At 67.2% G+C, this 17486-nt stretch carries 16 protein-coding genes; 7 read left to right on the top strand and 9 right to left on the bottom strand.

The genetic code is table 11. The annotated features are described in order from the left end of the window. From ACFDTH_RS04755 to ACFDTH_RS04730, 6 genes are all read right to left on the bottom strand, one after another. The coding region (locus tag ACFDTH_RS04755; protein ID WP_375286359.1) for a GTP-binding protein at positions 1-187 on the bottom strand (187 nt) is incomplete at its 3' end. Positions 188-237: 50 nt separating this feature from the next. Next, positions 238-474 (bottom strand): hypothetical protein, encoded by a 237-nt coding sequence (locus ACFDTH_RS04750; RefSeq protein ID WP_375286358.1) that lies wholly within the window; start codon positions 472-474, stop codon positions 238-240. A 30-nt stretch (positions 475-504) separates the two neighbouring features. Next, positions 505-975 carry a 30S ribosomal protein S7 gene (gene rpsG, locus ACFDTH_RS04745; protein ID WP_375286356.1) on the bottom strand — a complete coding sequence of 157 codons (471 nt, stop codon included), beginning with the start codon at positions 973-975 and terminating at the stop codon, positions 505-507. 42 nt (positions 976-1017) lie between these two features. Then, positions 1018-1389, bottom strand: a complete 372-nt coding sequence (gene rpsL, locus ACFDTH_RS04740; protein ID WP_093665944.1) for a 30S ribosomal protein S12 — start codon at positions 1387-1389, stop codon at positions 1018-1020. Positions 1390-1574: 185 nt separating this feature from the next. Beyond that, entirely contained in the window at positions 1575-2585 is a 1011-nt protein-coding gene (locus tag ACFDTH_RS04735; protein WP_375286355.1) for an alpha/beta fold hydrolase, read from the bottom strand. Between the two features lie 80 nt (positions 2586-2665). Continuing rightward, a complete protein-coding gene (locus tag ACFDTH_RS04730) occupies positions 2666-4366 on the bottom strand; it encodes a class I adenylate-forming enzyme family protein (protein WP_375286361.1) in 1701 nt (566 codons plus the stop codon). Between the two features lie 141 nt (positions 4367-4507). Between ACFDTH_RS04730 and ACFDTH_RS04725 the strand changes: the two genes are divergently transcribed. The 7 genes from ACFDTH_RS04725 (at position 4508) to ACFDTH_RS04695 (ending at position 14608) form a co-directional block, all read left to right on the top strand. Then, positions 4508-5740, top strand: coding sequence for a serine hydrolase domain-containing protein (locus ACFDTH_RS04725; RefSeq protein WP_375286354.1), 1233 nt, complete (start codon positions 4508-4510; stop codon positions 5738-5740). A gap of 14 nt (positions 5741-5754) precedes the next feature. After that, positions 5755-7782 (top strand): 3-hydroxyacyl-CoA dehydrogenase NAD-binding domain-containing protein, encoded by a 2028-nt coding sequence (locus ACFDTH_RS04720; RefSeq protein ID WP_375286353.1) that lies wholly within the window; start codon positions 5755-5757, stop codon positions 7780-7782. A gap of 202 nt (positions 7783-7984) precedes the next feature. After that, positions 7985-9307 carry an amidase family protein gene (locus tag ACFDTH_RS04715; RefSeq protein ID WP_375286352.1) on the top strand — a complete coding sequence of 441 codons (1323 nt, stop codon included), beginning with the start codon at positions 7985-7987 and terminating at the stop codon, positions 9305-9307. Next, complete coding sequence (locus ACFDTH_RS04710) at positions 9304-10491, top strand: acyl-CoA dehydrogenase family protein (RefSeq protein WP_375286351.1); 1188 nt, start codon at positions 9304-9306, stop codon at positions 10489-10491. Before ACFDTH_RS04715 ends, ACFDTH_RS04710 begins: the two co-directional genes overlap by 4 nt. A gap of 104 nt (positions 10492-10595) precedes the next feature. Then, complete coding sequence (locus ACFDTH_RS04705; protein ID WP_375286350.1) at positions 10596-11723, top strand: acyl-CoA dehydrogenase family protein; 1128 nt, start codon at positions 10596-10598, stop codon at positions 11721-11723. Between the two features lie 195 nt (positions 11724-11918). Beyond that, positions 11919-12797 carry an acyl-CoA thioesterase gene (locus tag ACFDTH_RS04700; protein WP_375286349.1) on the top strand — a complete coding sequence of 293 codons (879 nt, stop codon included), beginning with the start codon at positions 11919-11921 and terminating at the stop codon, positions 12795-12797. Beyond that, positions 12794-14608 carry a DUF885 family protein gene (locus ACFDTH_RS04695; RefSeq protein WP_375286348.1) on the top strand — a complete coding sequence of 605 codons (1815 nt, stop codon included), beginning with the start codon at positions 12794-12796 and terminating at the stop codon, positions 14606-14608. The genes ACFDTH_RS04700 and ACFDTH_RS04695 overlap by 4 nt, the downstream gene beginning before the upstream one ends. On the opposite strand, the gene ACFDTH_RS04690 is transcribed toward ACFDTH_RS04695, so the two are convergent. From ACFDTH_RS04690 to ACFDTH_RS04680, 3 genes are all read right to left on the bottom strand, one after another. Further along, positions 14605-15405, bottom strand: a complete 801-nt coding sequence (locus ACFDTH_RS04690) for an SDR family NAD(P)-dependent oxidoreductase (RefSeq protein WP_375286347.1) — start codon at positions 15403-15405, stop codon at positions 14605-14607. The two genes, ACFDTH_RS04695 and ACFDTH_RS04690, sit on opposite strands and share 4 nt — an antisense overlap. Before the next feature lie 127 nt (positions 15406-15532). Next, complete coding sequence (locus ACFDTH_RS04685; protein WP_375286346.1) at positions 15533-16300, bottom strand: SDR family NAD(P)-dependent oxidoreductase; 768 nt, start codon at positions 16298-16300, stop codon at positions 15533-15535. Between the two features lie 117 nt (positions 16301-16417). Further along, complete coding sequence (locus ACFDTH_RS04680) at positions 16418-17485, bottom strand: phosphotransferase family protein (protein ID WP_375286345.1); 1068 nt, start codon at positions 17483-17485, stop codon at positions 16418-16420. Between the last annotated feature and the right edge of the window lies 1 nt (position 17486).

The raw sequence follows: 17486 nt of genomic DNA, 5'->3' as shown, positions 1-17486 counted from the left end.
TCGTGATGCCGCGCTCCTGCTCCTGCTCCATCCAGTCCATCGTCGCGGTGCCCTCATGGACCTCGCCGATCTTGTAGGACTTGCCGGTGTAATAGAGGATGCGCTCGGTTGTCGTCGTCTTGCCGGCGTCGATATGCGCCATGATGCCGATGTTGCGGTAGAGCTCGAGCGGGTGGCTGCGGGCCATGATCGTGGTCCTTCGTGTGAAGCTGGTTGCGGAGGAGGCCGAAGCCCCGCTCAGGGGAAGAAGAGCTTGGCGATCGCCGCGCCCGCGCCGAGCAGCGCGGCGGTCGCCAGCATGGCCTGAAAAACAGCGGCAAGCGGCAGGATCTTGGTCTCGGCCTGGGCCTTGATCATGTCGGCGACGATCTTCCGCGTTTCCGCGGCGAACTTGTCGACCTCCTCCTGCGTTTTGCGAATTCGCGCAATTTGCTCTTGAAGATCGAGTTCGCCCGGTGGAATCTGCGTCGCCATGCCGGTGCCTCCTGAACCGCTATATAGCGACTACCAGCGGTAATGCGAGAAGGCGCGGTTGGCTTCGGCCATGCGGTGCGTGTCCTCGCGCTTCTTCACCGCGTTGCCGCGGTTGTTCGAAGCGTCGAGCAGCTCGCCCGACAGGCGCGCCGACATGGTGTTCTCCGAACGCGACCGCGCCGCGGAGATCAACCAACGGATCGCCAGCGCCTGCGCACGCTCCGGACGAACCTCGACCGGAACCTGGTAGGTCGCACCGCCAACGCGGCGGCTGCGGACCTCGATGCCCGGCTTGATGTTGTTCAGCGCGTCGTGGAACACGCCGATCGGGTCCTTCTTGGCCCGAGTCTCAACGGTCTCCATCGCGGAATAGACGATGCCCTCGGCGACGGACTTCTTGCCGTCCAGCATCACCGAATTCATGAACTTGGAGAGAACGATATCACCGAACTTCGGGTCCGGCAGGATTTCCCGCTTCTCGGGACGACGACGACGCGCCATGTGGAATACCTTTCAATCAGCTGATGGGTACGGGGATGCGGCTTACTTGGGCCGCTTCGCGCCGTACTTGGACCGCGACTGCTTGCGGTTCTTGACACCCTGGGTGTCGAGCACGCCGCGCAGCACGTGATAGCGCACACCCGGAAGGTCACGCACGCGGCCGCCGCGGATGAGGACCACCGAGTGCTCCTGCAGGTTGTGCCCTTCGCCCGGGATGTAGCTGATGACCTCGCGCTGGTTGGTCAGGCGGACCTTGGCCACCTTGCGCAGCGCCGAGTTCGGCTTCTTCGGGGTCGTGGTGTAGACACGGGTGCAGACGCCGCGCTTCTGCGGGTTCTGCTCCATCGCAGGGACCTTCGACTTGGCCTTCTGCGGTTCGCGGCCCTTGCGGACCAGCTGGTTGATCGTCGGCATGAAGCCCTTCACCTTCCTAGGTTACTTTGCTGGTGCCATGAACTTGGAATACGAAAAGGACCTTGGGCGGCCTTTCGACCTCCCGGGCCCTCATGCAATCCAGCAATGTTCAAGCTGTTCGCCGGGACATCCGGCAGAACGGGCGCGCCTATACGCCCGCACCGTTCGCGGGTCAATGCCGGGCGCTAGCGGCGCTCGCCCTGCCCCGCCAGCGCCTGGAGCAGCACCGGCTCGAACCGATCAGGTGCCTCGACGTGCGGCGAGTGGCCCAGTCCTTCCAGCCGGACGAGGTTGGCGTTGGGCATGCGCCGGACCGCCTCGGGCGCCAGGCTGGGCACCGCCTGGAGGAAGGCACGCAGGTTGGCCGGCGCCTGCTGCCGCCCGAAGGCGGTCTTGTCGAGCGTACCGACGATCATCGTCGTCGGGACCTTGACCCGGTCGAACTCGCGCGCGACCGGCTGCGTGCGGATCATCTCGCTGGTCTTGGCTTGGGCCAGCGCCACCTGCTCACGGCCCTTGCCGGCATACATCCCCGCCAGCATCCACACCCAGCGATCATAGGCAGGACGCCAGGTGCCGTGATAGTAGTTCTCTTGCTGATACGCTTTGATGGAAGCGTAGCTGGTCTTCTTCTCCCCTGCCCATAGGGCCTCGACATCGATATAGGGCACCCCGTCCTCGGACCGGTCGCGCAGCCCGATCGGGTTCACCAGCACCAGCCGGTCGACCACGTCGGGGAACATGATCGCGTACCGGATCGCGAGCATGCCGCCCATCGAATGGCCGACGACGGAGGCCCGGGGAATGCCGCGCGCCGCCAGTAGCTTGCGGGTGCTGGAGGCGAGCAGTTGCAGGCTATATTGCGCGCCTTCCGGTTTGGAGGACTTGCAGAAGCCGAGTTGGTCCGGAACGATCACGCGATATCCCGCCTTGAGCAGCGCCCGTGCGCTGCTTTCCCAAGTGGCCCCGCAGAAGTTCTTGCCGTGCAGCAGGACAACGGTGCGACCGTTGGGTCGCTCGGCTGCAAGATCCATGTACGCCATCTCCGCCGGCTTGCCGACGATCGTGAGCGGCATCGTCTCCACCTTCCACGGGTAGGTGAAGCCTTCCAGTCGCGGGCCGAAGCGCGGCGTGGGATCGTCGGCGGCGACCAGGAACGCGGCAAGCGGCACCGCCGCGAGGGGGGAAAAACGCATCGACACCTCCATCGGCGACGACCCGTTAACCACCCTCCCCGTCCCTGTCCACGCGCCGCCCGGCCGCTCGCAACGCCTCGCTACGCAGCCAGCCTGTCGTCGAACAGGGCAGTCAGCTCGCGCTTCAGGATCTTGCCGTTGGCGTTGCGCGGCAGCGGCTCAGCAAGGAACCGAACCGCCACCGGTACCTTGAATGCGGCAAGGTGCTGGCGGACCCAGGACTGGAGCTCCGCCTCGTTGGCGCTCGACGCCGGCGCGAGATGGACCACCGCGGCCGGCTCCTCGCCGAGGATGCGGTGCGGGAGTCCGATCAGCGCGCAATCCGTGACCGCAGGATGCGCGTAGAGTACGTTCTCCACCTCGGTCGAGTAGATGTTCTCGCCACCGCGGATGATCATGTCCTTGGCGCGATCGACGATGTAGCAGAAGCCTTCCTCGTCCAGCCGCGCGAGATCGCCGGTGCGCACCCAGCCGTCTATGAAGGTGGCGGCGGTCGCCTCCGGCTTGTTCCAATACCCCTTCACGATCATCGGGCCGCGTGCCCAAAGCTCGCCCACATCCCCCACCGGCAGCTCGTGCGTGCCATCCGCAGACATGATGCGCAGGTCAGCCACGGCGACCGGGGGGCCGCAGCTATCCGGTCGGTTGAGATAGTCTTCGCCGCCGTGCGTGGTGACGGTCGCCGTGGTCTCGGTCATGCCCCAGCCGTTCGTCGGTATCGCCTTAAGGTCGCCCGCCACCTTGCGAACAAGTTCAGGCGCGGATGGAGCGCCGCCATAGCCCACCGATTCCAAGCTGGAGAGATCGTATTTGTGACGGTCGGGGTGCTCGAGCATCTGCCAGGCGATCGTCGGCACCCCGCCGGTGGAGTTGACCTTCTCACGCTCGATGATCTCGAACGCGCGGATCGCGTCGAACTTGCGCATGTAGATGCTGGTGTGACCCGCCGCCATAGCGCCCATCAGCCCCGCCGAGAGCGCGGTGGCGTGGAACAGCGGGATCACGGTCAGGCTCACCTTCTGCACCGGTTCGGGCACCGGCTGGCCGGCGCGCAGGAACATGCGAGCCGCGGAATAGCCGCTCGACAGGATGTTGCTCATGAAGTTGCGATGGGTGCCGAGTGCGCCCTTTGGGCGGCCGGTGGTACCGCTGGTATAAAGGATAGTGGCCTCATCGTCAGGCTCGATATCCGCAACGGGCAGCACACGCTCCGGCAACCCTGGCCAGTCATGAGGCGTGCCGATCAGGGTCTCCAACCGCTCGACCTCGGCGGGCAGCGGACGAACGGCGCGCGACACGATCACGCGGGCAAGACCGGGCAGATCGGCACGCCGGGACTCCACCCGCTCCCAGCGCTCGTCATCGCAGATCAGCACCTTGGCTCCCGAATCGGCGAGGCCATAAGCGAGCTCCTCGCCCGTCCACCACGCATTGAGCGGAACCGCGATCGCGCCGATCACCGTCGCGGCGAAGAAGGCGACCGGCCAGTCGGGCAGGTTGCGCATCGCGATGGCGACCCGGTCACCTTTTGCCACGCCGCGGTCGCGCAACGCCTGGGCCAAGGCTGCGATCGCCTTGAACTGGGCAGCGTAACTGACCCGCTCGTCCTCGTGGATGGTTGCCAGGCGGGCACCATGGGCATGGGACAGCATCACCAGGGCCGCCATGTGCCGAGGTGCATTCTTCCATACCCGCGTAGGCACGCCCCGGATTGTGATCGTCTCCATCTCGAATCGCTGGCCCGGCGCGGTCAAAAGCGCCTCCGCTTGCCGTAGCGTCATCGCCGGCCATGCCGTCGCACTCTCTCCCGACACGCGCACCCTCCACCTCAATCGGTATGTCGGCACGGAGGTTAGTGTTGATTTGCGCAGCGCTCAAGGCAATAGACAGGAGGCGTTTCGAAACGAGGGTATGGAGGGGAGATGAAGATCGCAGCGCCCGGCAAGCACGGGTTCGCGCCCGAGCGACTCGCCGCGATCGACGCGTTGCTGAAGGCGCGCTATCTCGACACCGGCGGTTTCGCCAACGCGCAGCTGCTCGTGGCGCGCGCGGGTGAGATCGTGCATTTCTCCTCGCAGGGCCCAGCCCGCGAGGGTGGGATTGCGATCGACGAGGGCTCGCTGTTCCGTATCGCCAGCATGACCAAGCCGGTCACCTCGGTCGCGTTCATGATGCTGGTGGAGGAGGCGAAGGTCGCGCTCGACACGCCGGTCCACCACGTCCTGCCCGAATTCAAGCGCACCGGCGTCTATGCCGGCGGGGGCGCGGGCGTGCCGTTCCAGACGCGCCATACCGATCAGCCGATGCGCATGGTGGACCTGCTGCGCCACACCGCCGGCCTCACTTACGGCTTCCAGAACCGCAGCAACATCGACGCGGCGCATCGCGAGCTGAAGCTGGAGAATTGGCACGGCGGCCATGACTTGGACAGTTTCATCGCCGCTCTGGCTGAGCTGCCGCTGGAATATTCACCGGGAACGAGCTGGAATTATTCCGTCGCCACCGACGTGCTCGGGGCCGTCGTCCAGCGCGTTTCGGGGATGAGGCTGGAGGACTTCTTCCGCGCCCGCATCTTCGAGCCACTGAAGATGCACGACACCTTCTTCACCGTGCCCGCCGACAAGTTGGACCGGCTGACCGACTGCTACACCCTGCCCGATCCGGTCCGTGCACCGACCCACAAGGTGATGTTCGATCGCGGCGCCGAATCGATGTGGTCGGTACCGTTCAAGTTGGTATCGGGTGGCGGCGGGCTCGTTTCCACCGCGCTCGACTATCACCGGTTCTGCTGCATGCTGCTGAACGGGGGCGAGCTGGACGGCGCGCGCATCCTCGGCCGCAAGACGATCGACTTGATGACGCAGAACCACCTGCCCGGCGGTGCCGACCTGACCTCCATGTCCAAGTCGCTGTTCAGCGAGGCGCAGAATGCCGGCACCGGCTTCGGCTTGGGCTTCGCGGTGACGATTGACGTCGCGCGTTCGATGATGCCGGGCAGCGTGGGCGAGTTCTACTGGGGCGGCATGTTCAATACCGCCTTCTTCGTCGACCCGGTCGAGCGCGTGCACATGGTGTTCATGACCCAGCTCTCGCCCAGCATGATCTATCCCATCCGTCGCGAGCTCAAGACCATGATCTACGCGGCGCTCAACTGACCTTGGAGAGAAACATGACTTCCCCCGTCCGCACCGAACGTCACGGCGACATCCTCGTCATCATCTCCGATTCGCCACCGGTGAACGCGCTGGGCGCCGCCGTCCGCGACGGACTGGAGGCGGGCGTCAAGCAAGGCGTCGCCGATGCCGCGATCACCGCCATGGTGATCCGCTGCGACGGCAAGACCTTCTTCGCAGGTGCCGACATCACCGAGTTCGGCAAGCCGCCCAAAGGCGCATCCCTGCACGAAGTCATCAACATGATGGATGCCAGCGACAAGCCGATCGTCGCCGCGATCCACGGCACCGCGCTGGGCGGCGGCTGCGAGGTCGCGCTCGCCTGCCATTATCGCGTAGCGGTGCCATCGGCCGTGATGGGGCTGCCGGAGGTCAAGCTCGGGCTGCTGCCGGGCGCGGGCGGCACGCAGCGGTTGCCGCGCATCGTCGGCGTCAAGGCGGCGCTGGAGATGGTCGCCCATGGCGATCCGATCCCGGCGAAGAAGGCGGCCGAGATCGGGCTGGTCGACAAGGTGGTTGGGGAGGATACGCTTGAGGCCGACGCGATCGCCTTCGCGCGTGAGATCGCCGGCAAGCGCCCGATCCCGCGTGTCCGCGACAAGAGCGTGGCGCCCGATCCCGAGGCGGTGGAGGCGTTCAAGAAGGCCAACGCCAAGAAGTTCCGCGGCTTCGATGCGCCCGCCGCCAATATCGCCTGCGTCGTCGCTGCCAGCGAGAAGTCGTTCGACGAAGGCATGAAGTTCGAGCGCGAGCAGTTCATGAAGCTGATGACCGGCACGCAGTCCGCCGCGCAGCGCCACATCTTCTTCGCCGAGCGCCAGGCCGCCAAGATCGACGACGTCGATCCGAAGACCCCGCTGCGCCCGATCAACCGGGTCGGCGTGATCGGCGCCGGCACGATGGGCGGCGGGATCAGCATGAACTTTCTGTCCGCCGGCGTGCCGGTGACGATCGTCGAGATGCAGCAGGAGGCGCTCGACCGCGGCACCGGCGTGATGCGGAAGAATTACGAGGCGAGCGCCGCCAAGGGCCGGATCAAGCCCGACGCGCCGGACAAGGCGATGGGCCTGCTCACCCCCACCCTCAGCCTCGACGATCTCGCCGATTGTGACCTGATCATCGAGGCGGTGTACGAGAATATGGAGGTGAAGAAGGAGATCTTCACCAAGCTCGACGCCATCGCGAAGCCCGGCGCGATCCTCGCCACCAACACCTCCTACCTCAATGTCGACGAGATCGCCGCGGTGACCAAGCGGCCCGAGGACGTGGTGGGCATGCACTTCTTCTCCCCCGCCAACGTGATGAAACTGCTGGAGGTGGTCCGCGGCGAGAAAACCGCCGGCGACGTGCTTGCGACCGTGATGGCGCTCGCCAAGAAGATCCGCAAGGTCGCGGTGGTCGCGGGCGTGTGCCACGGCTTCATCGGCAACCGCATGCTCGCGCCGCGCCAGATCGAGGCGAACAAGCTGCTGATGGAAGGCGCCACCCCGCAGCAGATCGACAAGGTGCACGTCGATTTCGGCATGCCGATGGGGCCGTTCCAGATGGCCGATCTCGCCGGCGTCGACATCGGCTGGCACCGCGATCCCAGCCGTATCGAGAGCATTCGCGACGCGCTCGCCGCCGAGGGCCGCTGGGGCCAGAAAAAGGGCGCGGGCTATTACGACTATGACGAGAAGCGGAATCCGACACCCTCCCCGCGCGCCGCGGAGATCATCGAGGACTTCCGCTCCAAGTCCAACCTGCCCAAGCGCGAGATCAGCGACCAGGAGATCATCGAGCGCACGCTCTACACCATGGTCAATGAAGGGGCGCTGATCCTGGAGGAAGGCAAGGCGCAGCGCGCGTCCGACGTGGATGTGGTGTGGATCTACGGCTACGGCTGGCCGGTCTATCGCGGCGGCCCGATGTTCTGGGCGCAGACCGAGGGGCTGCCCAAGGTTGTCGAGGGACTGGAGAAGCACGGCTTCAAGGTCGCCGAGAGCCTGAAGAGCGCCGCCGAGAGCGGTGGGCGGTTCAAGTGAGCATCTTCACCCTCTCCCCTCTGGGGAGAGGGCAAGCGAGCGGAGCGAAGCGAGGGAGAGGGGCAGTGCGACTCACCAACGGCATGGCCCTTCGCCTCTCCCTCGGCGCGGCGCGCCTCTCCAGCATCGGGTCGGCCATGCCCCCGGCATGGCCTAAACAGTGCGGGGCACTGTTTACCCGATGCTCCCCGGAGGGGCGAGGGTGACGACCGCCCTCGCCACCGCCGCTTCGGTCCGCGCCGGCGCCACCAGCGCGCTGGCGGAGACCGAAGCCGCGATCGCCCGCATCGAGGCACGGGATGGTGTGCTCAACGCGGTGGTGGTGCGGGACTTCGATCGCGCCCGCGCCGCTGCCCGCGAGCTCGACTCTCGCATCGCCGCCGGCTTCGACGCGCCTCTTCTCGGCGTACCGATGACGGTGAAGGAAAGTTTCGATGTCGCCGGCCTCCCCACCACCTGGGGGTTCGAGGAACACCGCGACTTCATCGCCGAGACCGACGCAGTCGCGGTCACTCGTCTCAAGGCGGCGGGCGCGATCATCCTCGGCAAGACCAACGTGCCGCCGGGGCTGGCGGACCTTCAGTCGACGAACCCGGTTTATGGTCGCACCAACAACCCGCACGATCCCGCCCGCGTCAGCGGCGGCTCGTCGGGCGGCGCGGCGGTAGCGCTGGCGAGCGGCATGGTGCCGCTGGAAATTGGTTCGGACATCGGCGGCTCGATCCGCGTTCCCTCGCACTTCTGCGGCACCTGGGGCCTGAAGCCGACCTATGGCGCGCTCAGCCGCGATGGGCATTACTGGCCGCGCACCCACTGGCACCCCGGCCCGCTCTCCGTCATCGGTCCGATGGCACGCGCACCCGAGGACCTGGCGGCATCGCTGGACGTTCTCGCCGACATTCCACTGCCCCGCTCTAGCGGGTCCGGGGCGAAGCACCTGCGCATACTGCTCGTCACCCAGCACCCGATCTCGCCCGTCGAGCCCGCCGTCGTCGCGGCAGTTGAGGCAGTCGGCGCCGCGCTCGCCCGCGATGGCGCAGAGGTGGAGACGCGAAGCAATCTGCTCCCCGACCAAGCCAAGCAATTCGCTGACTATATGCGGCTGCTCTCGGTCACCCTCGCCCGCGGCGCGCGCTCGCCGGACGGGATCGAGGCCTCCCTCCCCGACTGGTTCGCGATGCTCGACACACAGGCGCAGACCACGCGTGCCTGGGAACGGCTGTTCGAGCGATTCGACGCAGTGATCGCGCCGACACTCGGGGTGCCGGCCTTCGAGCACAGCGACGTCGATATCCGCGAGCGTGAGTTGGCGGTCGCCGACACCAAGGCGCCGTTCGGACTCCAGTTCGGCTGGCCGGGGCTCGCCACCTATCCGAACCTGCCCGCCACCGCGATGCCGGTCACTACGCACGACGGCCTCCCGATCGGCGTCCAGGTGATCGGCGCCCGCTACCGCGACCATGACACGATCGCGATCGCCAAGATCGCGACCGCCGCCCTTCCCTCCATCCAGGAGCCGACATGACCGACCTCGAAACCTTCCGCGCCGAAGCCCGCGCCTGGCTCGACGCCAATTGCCCTCCCGAGATGCGCGAGCCGGTCCGCACCGAGAAGGATGCGGTGTGGGGCGGCCGTGACCAGAGCGCGATGAGCCCTGCCCAGAAGCAATGGATGGACGCCATGGCCTCGCGCGGCTGGACCGTGCCCGATTGGCCCAAGGAATATGGCGGCGGCGGCCTTTCCGCCGCGGAGACCAAGGTGCTGCGCGAGGAACTGGCGCGGATCAAGGGCCGCAACCCGCTCAACAGCTTCGGCATCTCGATGCTCGGGCCGGCGCTGCTCAAATATGGCAACGAGGCGCAGAAGCAGGAGCATCTGCCGAAGATCGCGCGCGGTGAAATCCGCTGGTGCCAGGGCTATTCGGAGCCCAATGCGGGGTCCGACCTCGCCAGCCTTGCCACGTCCGCGGAAGACAAGGGCGATCACTTCCTGGTCAACGGCCAGAAGGTCTGGACCAGCTATGCCGACAAGGCGGACTGGATCTTCTGTTTGGTCCGCACCGACAAGACCAGCAAGCACAAGGGCATCAGCTTCGTATTGTTCGACATGCGCACGCCGGGCGTGTCGACCAAGCCGATCCTGCTGATCAGCGGCTATTCGCCCTTCTGCGAAACCTTCTTCGACAATGTGAAGGTGCCCAAGGAGAACCTCGTCGGCGAGCTCAACCGCGGCTGGGACGTTGCGAAATATTTGCTTGGGCATGAGCGCGAGATGATCTCGGGCATGGGCCTGGGCGGCACCGGCGCCAAGAACCCGCTGGTCGAGGGCGCACTGGCGACGATCGGCGTGGATCACGACGGCCGCCTCGCCGATCCGCTGCTCCGCGCGCAGATCGCGCTGTTCGAGGTGCGTGCCAAGGCGTTCGCGGCGCAGAGCGAGCGGTTCATCGACGAGCTCAAGGCCGGGCGCGCCCACCCCGCCCAGCCTTCGATGATGAAATATTACGGCACCGAGCTCAACAAGGCCCGTCACGAGCTGATGATGGCGGCCGGTGGTTCGGACGAGCTCGAATGGGAGAGCGACCGCTCGAATGGCGGCCGCGAGGCACGCGCCTGGCTGCGCACCAAGGCCAATTCGATCGAGGGCGGCACCAGCGAGGTGCAGCTCAACATCATCGCCAAGCGCATCCTGGAACTTCCGGGGGCGTAGGCCGACGCCACGCATGTGCCCCCGCGCAAGCGGGGGCACAGAGTCACATACACTGCGCTCGGGGCTCTGGGCCCCCGCCTGCGCGGGGACACTAAGGAAAGCACATGCCTCTCTACCTCAACGAAGACCAAACCATGCTCCGCGAGAGCGCGCGCGAGTTCGTCGCCGAGCAGATGCCCGTCTCCCACATGCGCGCGTTGCGCGACGCCGATGATGCGACCGGCTTCGACCCAAAGCTGTGGAAGCAGTTCGCCGAAATGGGCTTCACCGGTATCCTGATCGGCGAAGACCAGGGTGGGCTGGGCCTCGGCCATGTCGAGGCGGGCGTGGTGCTGGAAGAGATCGGCCGCAACCTGTCGCCCTCGCCCTTCCTGTCCACCGCCATCTCCGCGGTCGAAGCGCTCAAGGGCAGCGCGCAGGCCGAGCACTGGTTCCCCGGCATCCTCGCCGGCGAGACCGTCGCCGCGCTGGCGATCGACGAGGGTGCGAAGCATCGCGCCAGCGTCGGCCTCAAGGCCGAACGCTCCGGCAACGGCTTCAAACTAACGGGCAAGAAGCAGTTCGTGGCGCATGGCCATGTCGCCGACCTGCTGATCGTCGCTGCCCGAACGGCCGGGTCGGCGGACGATGAGGAGGGCGTCACCCTGTTCGCCGTGCCGAAGGACGCAGCCGGCCTCTCCGCCACGCCCGAGCGGCTGACCGATGCCAGTCTCGCCGCGCGCATGGAGTTCGACGGCGTCGAGGTCGATGCCGACGCGGTGATCGGCGAGGTGGATGCAGGCCGCGATCCGCTGAACCGCCTGCTCCGCGCCGGCCGCACCGGCGCCGCGGCCGAGATGCTGGGCGTCGGCGGCGGCGCGATGGACATGACGGTGAACTACCTCAAGGAACGCAAGCAGTTCGGCGAGCTGATCGGCAGCTTCCAGGCGCTCCAGCATCGCGCCGCCCACCTCTATTCCGAGATGGAGGTCGCCCGCGCCGCCGTGCTCAAGGCGCAGCAACTGCTCGACGCCGGCGATGAGCGCGCCGATGGCGCGGTCTCGGTCGCCAAGGCGATGACGGGTATGGCGACGATGCTGGCGGTGCAGGAGGGCGTGCAGATGCACGGCGGCATCGGCATGACCGACGAATATGACATCGGCTTCTACATGAAGCGCCAGCGCGTCCTGGCGGAGCTGTTCGGCGATGCGAACTTCCATGCCGACCGGCTGGCAAGGGCGGAGGGGTATTGACCCCCTTACCCTCTCCCCTACGGGGAGTTGCGGGTTGGTTGTGCCCCCGGCACAACCTCAACATCGCGGGGCGATGTTGACCCGCAACTGGAGAGCCGCGAAGCGGCGAGGGAGAGGGGCAGGACGAAACACATCGGTCTCGAACTTCCCCTTCCCCTGCCCTCTCCCCGAAGGGGAGAGGGAGAAGAGGACCGCATGACCGACACCACCCCCGCCGCCCTCACCGCCGACCTCGTCGACCTCCTCGACGTCGAGGAGATCGATACCGACCTGTATCGCGGTCGCCGCTCCCGCGACGGTGTAGGCCGCGTATTTGGCGGGCAGGTGATCGCCCAGGCGCTCCAGGCGGCACAGCGCTCCACCGAGGCGCCCAAGACCACGCACTCGCTGCACGCCTATTTCATGCGGCCGGGCAACGAGAACTTCCCGATCATCTACCGCGTGGTGCGTGACTTCGATGGCAAGAGTTTCTCGACCCGACGCGTCATCGCGATGCAGCGCGGTCAGCCGATCCTCAACATGGCCTGCTCGCTTCAGCTGCCCGAGGAGGGCATGCACCATCAGGACACCATGCCCGAGGTGCCTGCGCCCGAGACGCTACCGACCGAATCGGAGCTCCGCGCGCGCGACGCGGTGAAACTGCCCGAGGCGCTGCGCGCCGTTGTCACCCGTCCGCGCCCCATCGAGATCCGGCCCGTGTTCCCACGCAGGTGGTTTGAGCCGGTCGCCACCGATCCCGTCCAGCACAGCTGGTTCCGCGCCGTCGCCACGCTGCCCGACGATCCGGCGATGCACCGCGCGGTGCTGGCCTATGCGAGCGACATGATGCTGCTCGGCACCTCGATGCTGCCGCACGGCGTCAACTGGACCACGCCGGGGATGCAGACCGCCAGCCTCGACCACGCGCTCTGGCTGCACGAGCCGTTCCGCGCCGACGAATGGCTGCTCTACTCTACCGATAGTCCGTGGACCGGCCATGCGCGCGGCATGAACCGCGGGCAGATCTTCACGCAGGACGGACGCCTCGTCGCCAGCGTCGCCCAGGAAGGCCTCGTCCGGAAGCGCCGGAAGTGATCGACCGTCGTTCCCTGCTCGCCGGCGCCGCCGCCTCTGGTCTGCTCGCCGCCCTTCCCGCCCGCGCCGCTGCGCCCGGCGATGCCGCCGCGCTCAAGTTGCTGGCGGACACCGCCGAGGCACTGCTCGCCGTCTATCCGGAATACAGCGCCTATCTCGGGCTAGACACCGGCGCCCGCGCTGGCCTCAAGACGCGGCTGACCGACCGCTCCGCGGAGGCGGAGCGCCGCCGCGCTGCCGATGCGTCCGTTCGCCTCGCGGCGCTACGCGCGATCGATGCGGACGCGCTGTCGCCGCCCGTGCAGATCCACCTCGCGGTCGCCACCGAGGCGTTCCGGCTCGGCGTCGACGGCTGGCATCGCCTGCACGCGGGCGACATGGCGCTCCTGTCGAGCAACAACTACCGCAGCACGCCCTATGTCGTGTCGCAGGGCAATGGCGCGTTCGTCGACACGCCCGACCTGCTCGAAACCAAGCATGCGGTCGATACCCGTGCCGATGCCGAGGCCTATCTGGCGCGGATTGAGGCTTATGCGGGCCAGCTTGCCGCCGAGACGCAGCGGATCGAGGCGGACGCCGCCGCGGGCACGATGCTGCCCGCCTTCCTCAACGACCTCACCGTCCGCCAGCTCGCCGCCGGTGCCGACACGCCGGAAGGCTGGGGCCTGGTCACCAGTCTGGGCGAGAAGGTGAAGGCGGCGGGCATCGCCGGCGACTGGCAGGCGCAGGCGGCCAAGCTCTGCGTCGAGCGGGTCGCCCCGGCCTTGCGCGCGCAGGCGGCGGCGATCGCCGCGCTGCGCCCGCGTGCGCCCGAGGGCCCCGGCATGTGGGCGCTGCCCGATGCCGCGAACCGCTACGCCTGGCTGGTCGAGGCGGCCACCACCACCAAGGACACGCCCGAGGAGATCCACACCTCCGGCCTGGAGCAATGCCGCGCGCTTTCCGCGCAGATGGACGCGCTGCTCAAGGCGCAGGGCCTGACGCAGGGGGCGGTCGGCGCGCGCATGACCGAGCTCGGCAAGCGACCCGACCTGCTGTTCGCCAACGACGATGCCGGTCGCGCCAGGCTGCTCGCCTATCTCAACGAAGTCGTGGCGGAGCTGCGCCCCCGCCTGCCCCGCGCCTTCGGCAAATTGGTCCGCGGCAACCTCGTCATCAAGCGCGTGCCCCCGGCGATCGAGAATGGCGCGCCCAACGGCTATGCCGGCCCCGGCTCGCTCGACGGCAAGACGCCGGGAATGTACTATATCAACCTCAAGGATACCGGCATCTGGCCGCGCTACGCGCTGCCGACGTTGACCTTCCACGAGGGCATTCCCGGCCACATCTGGCAAGGCGAATACACATTCGACCTCCCCCTGATCCGCACCCTCCTCGCGTTCAACGCCTATAGCGAAGGCTGGGGGCTGTACGCCGAGCAGATCGGCGACGAACTCGGCTTCTACGAGCGCGATCCGCTCGGCCGGCTCGGCTATCTCCAGTCGATGCTGTTCCGCGCGACGCGACTGGTGGTCGACACCGGGCTGCACCACGAACGCTGGACGCTGGAGCAGGCGCGCCGGTTCTTCACCGATACGACCGGGCAGACCGAGTCGCAGGCGCGATCGGAGACCAGCCGCTATTGCGCCTGGCCGGGACAGGCGCTGGGCTACAAGACCGGCCACAATGAGATCAATCGCCTGCGCGATGTCGCCAAGGCGCGCATGGGCGCGCGCTTTGACGTGCGCGCGTTCAACGACACCGTGGTGCAGGCCGGCGGCATGCCGCTCGCCGTGCTGGCGCAGGTGGTGGAGCGCTGGGCCGCCGCCTAGACGGCCGTGCGCCCATATTCCTGCTTAGTGACTGGGTGGCTGGAGGAGAGCCCGCCATCCACCGCAATCGCCTGGCCGTTGACATAGCTGGCATCGTCGCTGGCGAGGAACAGCGCCACTTTGGCGAGTTCCTCGGCCTGGGCGCCGCGGCGGAGCGGGTTCAGCCGGCCGACGCGGTCCATCTTGCCGGCCTCACGCGCATAGTCGAACGTGGGCTTGGTCATCCCGGTCTCGGTCAGGCCGGGGCAGATCGCGTTGACGCGGACGTTCGAGCCCGACAGCTGCTGCGCCGACACCATGGCGAGGTTGATCACCCCCGCCTTGCTTGCCGAATAGGCCGGCGACCCCGCGCCCGAGCGGATGCCCGCGACGCTGGCGGTCATCACGATCGCGCCGCCGCCGCGCTCGGCGATCTTCGGCGCGGCGTGCTTCACCATCAGATAGGGGCCGATCAGGTTCACGCGCAGCACTTCGGTGATCAGCGCCACATCGGTATCGAAGATGTTGGCCATGCCGCCCGAGATGCCGGCATTGGCGAAGGCAATGTCGAGCCCGCCGAAGCGGTCGCAGGCGAGCGCGACTGCCCGTTCGACATCGGGCTCGGTGCCCGCGTCCATGCGCAGCGCAACCGCGGTGCCGCCCGCATCCGTAACCATCCGCGCGGTTTCATTGGCGCCTTCGGTCACGTCGGCGACGACGACTTTCCCGCCCTCAACCGCGAACAGCAGCGCCGCGGCACGGCCGATGCCGGAGCCTGCGCCGGTGACGATGATGGACTTGTTCGTGAAGCGTGCCATCGCTTTTCTCCCGTCATCCCCGCGCAGGCGGGGACCCATCTCCCAAGGTCAGCCCCGAACCGCGCCTCTCGTTCGCCGAACCGGCACGAGATAGGTCACCGTTTGCGCGGGGATGACGCACGAGGCGTCAGATCGTCACGCCGCCGTCGATCACCAGCACCTGGCCGGTCATGAACGCACTCGCAGGGCTGGCGAGATAGACCACCGCACCCGCGATCTCCTCGGGCTCGCCGATCCGGCGCAGCGGCGTTGTGCGGTTGCGCTCGGCGACGGCGGCCTCGTCCTCCCACAGCGCCTTGGCAAAATCCGTGCGAATCAGCCCTGGCGCGATGCAGTTCACGCGGATGCCGTGCCGGCCATATTCGTGCGCCAGGTTGCGGGCGAGCTGCATGTCGGCCGCCTTGCTGATATTGTAGGCGCCGATCACCGTCGAGCCGCGCAAGCCACCGATCGAGGAGACGATCACCACGCTCCCCTCCCCACGCGCCTTCATCTCCGGCGCGACCATGGTGATCAGCCAGTGGTTGGAGAGGATGTTGTTGTCCAGGATCTTGCGGAACTGCTCGTCCGCGATGCCTTCTTGCGGGCCGTAATAGGGGTTGGAGGCCGCGTTGCAGACCAGGCAGTCGATGCGGCCGAACGCTGCGCGCGTTGCATCGACCAGCGCCTGAAGCCCGCGCTTGTCGGAAATGTTGGCGGCGACCGCGATCGCGGTGCCCTCCCCAAAGCGCGTGTTGATCTCCGCCGCGACTGCGTCGCACGCGTCCTGCTTGCGACTGGAGATCACCACCTTGGCGCCCTGCTCGGCACAGGCGAAGGCACTGGCCTTACCGATCCCGCGCGACGAGCCGGTGATGAGCACGACCTTCCCGGTCAGATCGAATAGCGATGCCACAGGTTTCCTCCCCACCATTTTCTTCATCCCCGCGAAAGCGGGGACCCATCTCTTGCCGTTGCCCCGACTCCGTGCGCCGGAGATGGCCCCCCGCCTTCGCCGGGGTGACGGAGTATGTTACGCCCCCGCCTTCTGCGCGAAGCCCCAGGCCGCATCCGCCAGCATCGGCACCCGCGCGCTGGTCTCCTCCGCCTTGGCGTTGCTCGCCGTGCCGATCAGGAAGCGCTTTTTGATACCCTGTACGATCGACGCGAGGCGGAAGAGGTTGAAGGCGAAGTACCAGTCTAGCTCGGGCAACCCGTCGCGCCCGGTGCGCGCGCAGTAGCGTGCCACCATCTCCTCCAGCGGCGGGATTCCCGTCTCCGGGCCGGTCAGCCCCATCACCCCCGAACGGCCCTCGGGCACCGTCACCCAGCTCATCAGGTAATAAGTGAGGTCGGCGGTGGGGTCGCCGAGCGTGCACAGCTCCCAGTCCAGCACCGCCGCGACGCGCGGCTCGGTGCCGGGTGCGAACTTCATGTTGTCGACGCGATAGTCGCCGTGGACGATGGAGGTACGCGTCTGCTCGGGCACGGTGCGACCCAGCCAATCGATCAGCGACTCCATCGCGGGCATGTGCTCGGTCTCGGCGCCGCGATACTGTTTGGCCCAGCGCGACACCTGCCGCTCGAAATAATTTCCCGGCCGCCCAAAATCCCCCAGTCCGATCGCCTCGTGATCGGTGTTGTGCAGATCGGCCAGCGTGTCGATCATCGCATGATAATGGTCGCGGCGCTGGTCAGGGGTCAGGTCGGGCATGCCGCCGTCCCAGATCGTCCGCCCGTCCACCATCTCCATCACGTAGAAGGCGCTGCCGATCACCGAATCGTCCTCGCACAGGCCATATTGCCGCGGCACCGGGAAGCCGGTGGGGTGCAGCGCCGCCATCACCCGATGCTCGCGATCGACCTGGTGCGCACTGGGCAGCAGCTCGCCCATCGGCTTGCGGCGCAGCACGTAGCTCCGCGCCGGGGTGATCAGCTTATAGGTGGGATTGGACTGGCCGCCCGCGAACTTCGCATAGGTCAGCGGGCCCGCGAACCCTTCGACATGGTCGCGCATCCACGCGGAGAGCCGGTCGGTATCGAGCCGGTCGCGCTCGGCGATCTCGGCCTGGAGGCTGGTGTCGGTGGCCGTGTCGGTCATC

The organism is Sphingomonas sp., assembly GCF_042096255.1.
GTDB lineage: Bacteria > Pseudomonadota > Alphaproteobacteria > Sphingomonadales > Sphingomonadaceae > Sphingomonas.
This window is presented reverse-complemented; position numbering and strand designations above follow the sequence as displayed.

Bases quoted from the DNA above. Each gene is read 5' to 3' on its own strand.
- ACFDTH_RS04730 (WP_375286361.1), bottom strand. From the start codon at position 4,366: ATGACGCTACGGCAAGCGGAGGCGCTTTTGACCGCGCCGGGCCAGCGA.
- ACFDTH_RS04690 (WP_375286347.1), bottom strand. From the start codon at position 15,405: ATGGCACGCTTCACGAACAAGTCCATCATCGTCACCGGCGCAGGCTCC.
- ACFDTH_RS04720 (WP_375286353.1), top strand. From the start codon at position 5,755: ATGACTTCCCCCGTCCGCACCGAACGTCACGGCGACATCCTCGTCATC.
- ACFDTH_RS04680 (WP_375286345.1), bottom strand. From the start codon at position 17,485: ATGACCGACACGGCCACCGACACCAGCCTCCAGGCCGAGATCGCCGAG.
- ACFDTH_RS04725 (WP_375286354.1), top strand. From the start codon at position 4,508: ATGAAGATCGCAGCGCCCGGCAAGCACGGGTTCGCGCCCGAGCGACTC.
- ACFDTH_RS04750 (WP_375286358.1), bottom strand. From the start codon at position 474: ATGGCGACGCAGATTCCACCGGGCGAACTCGATCTTCAAGAGCAAATT.
- ACFDTH_RS04705 (WP_375286350.1), top strand. From the start codon at position 10,596: ATGCCTCTCTACCTCAACGAAGACCAAACCATGCTCCGCGAGAGCGCG.
- rpsL (WP_093665944.1), bottom strand. From the start codon at position 1,389: ATGCCGACGATCAACCAGCTGGTCCGCAAGGGCCGCGAACCGCAGAAG.
- rpsG (WP_375286356.1), bottom strand. From the start codon at position 975: ATGGCGCGTCGTCGTCGTCCCGAGAAGCGGGAAATCCTGCCGGACCCG.
- ACFDTH_RS04735 (WP_375286355.1), bottom strand. From the start codon at position 2,585: ATGCGTTTTTCCCCCCTCGCGGCGGTGCCGCTTGCCGCGTTCCTGGTC.
- ACFDTH_RS04710 (WP_375286351.1), top strand. From the start codon at position 9,304: ATGACCGACCTCGAAACCTTCCGCGCCGAAGCCCGCGCCTGGCTCGAC.
- ACFDTH_RS04700 (WP_375286349.1), top strand. From the start codon at position 11,919: ATGACCGACACCACCCCCGCCGCCCTCACCGCCGACCTCGTCGACCTC.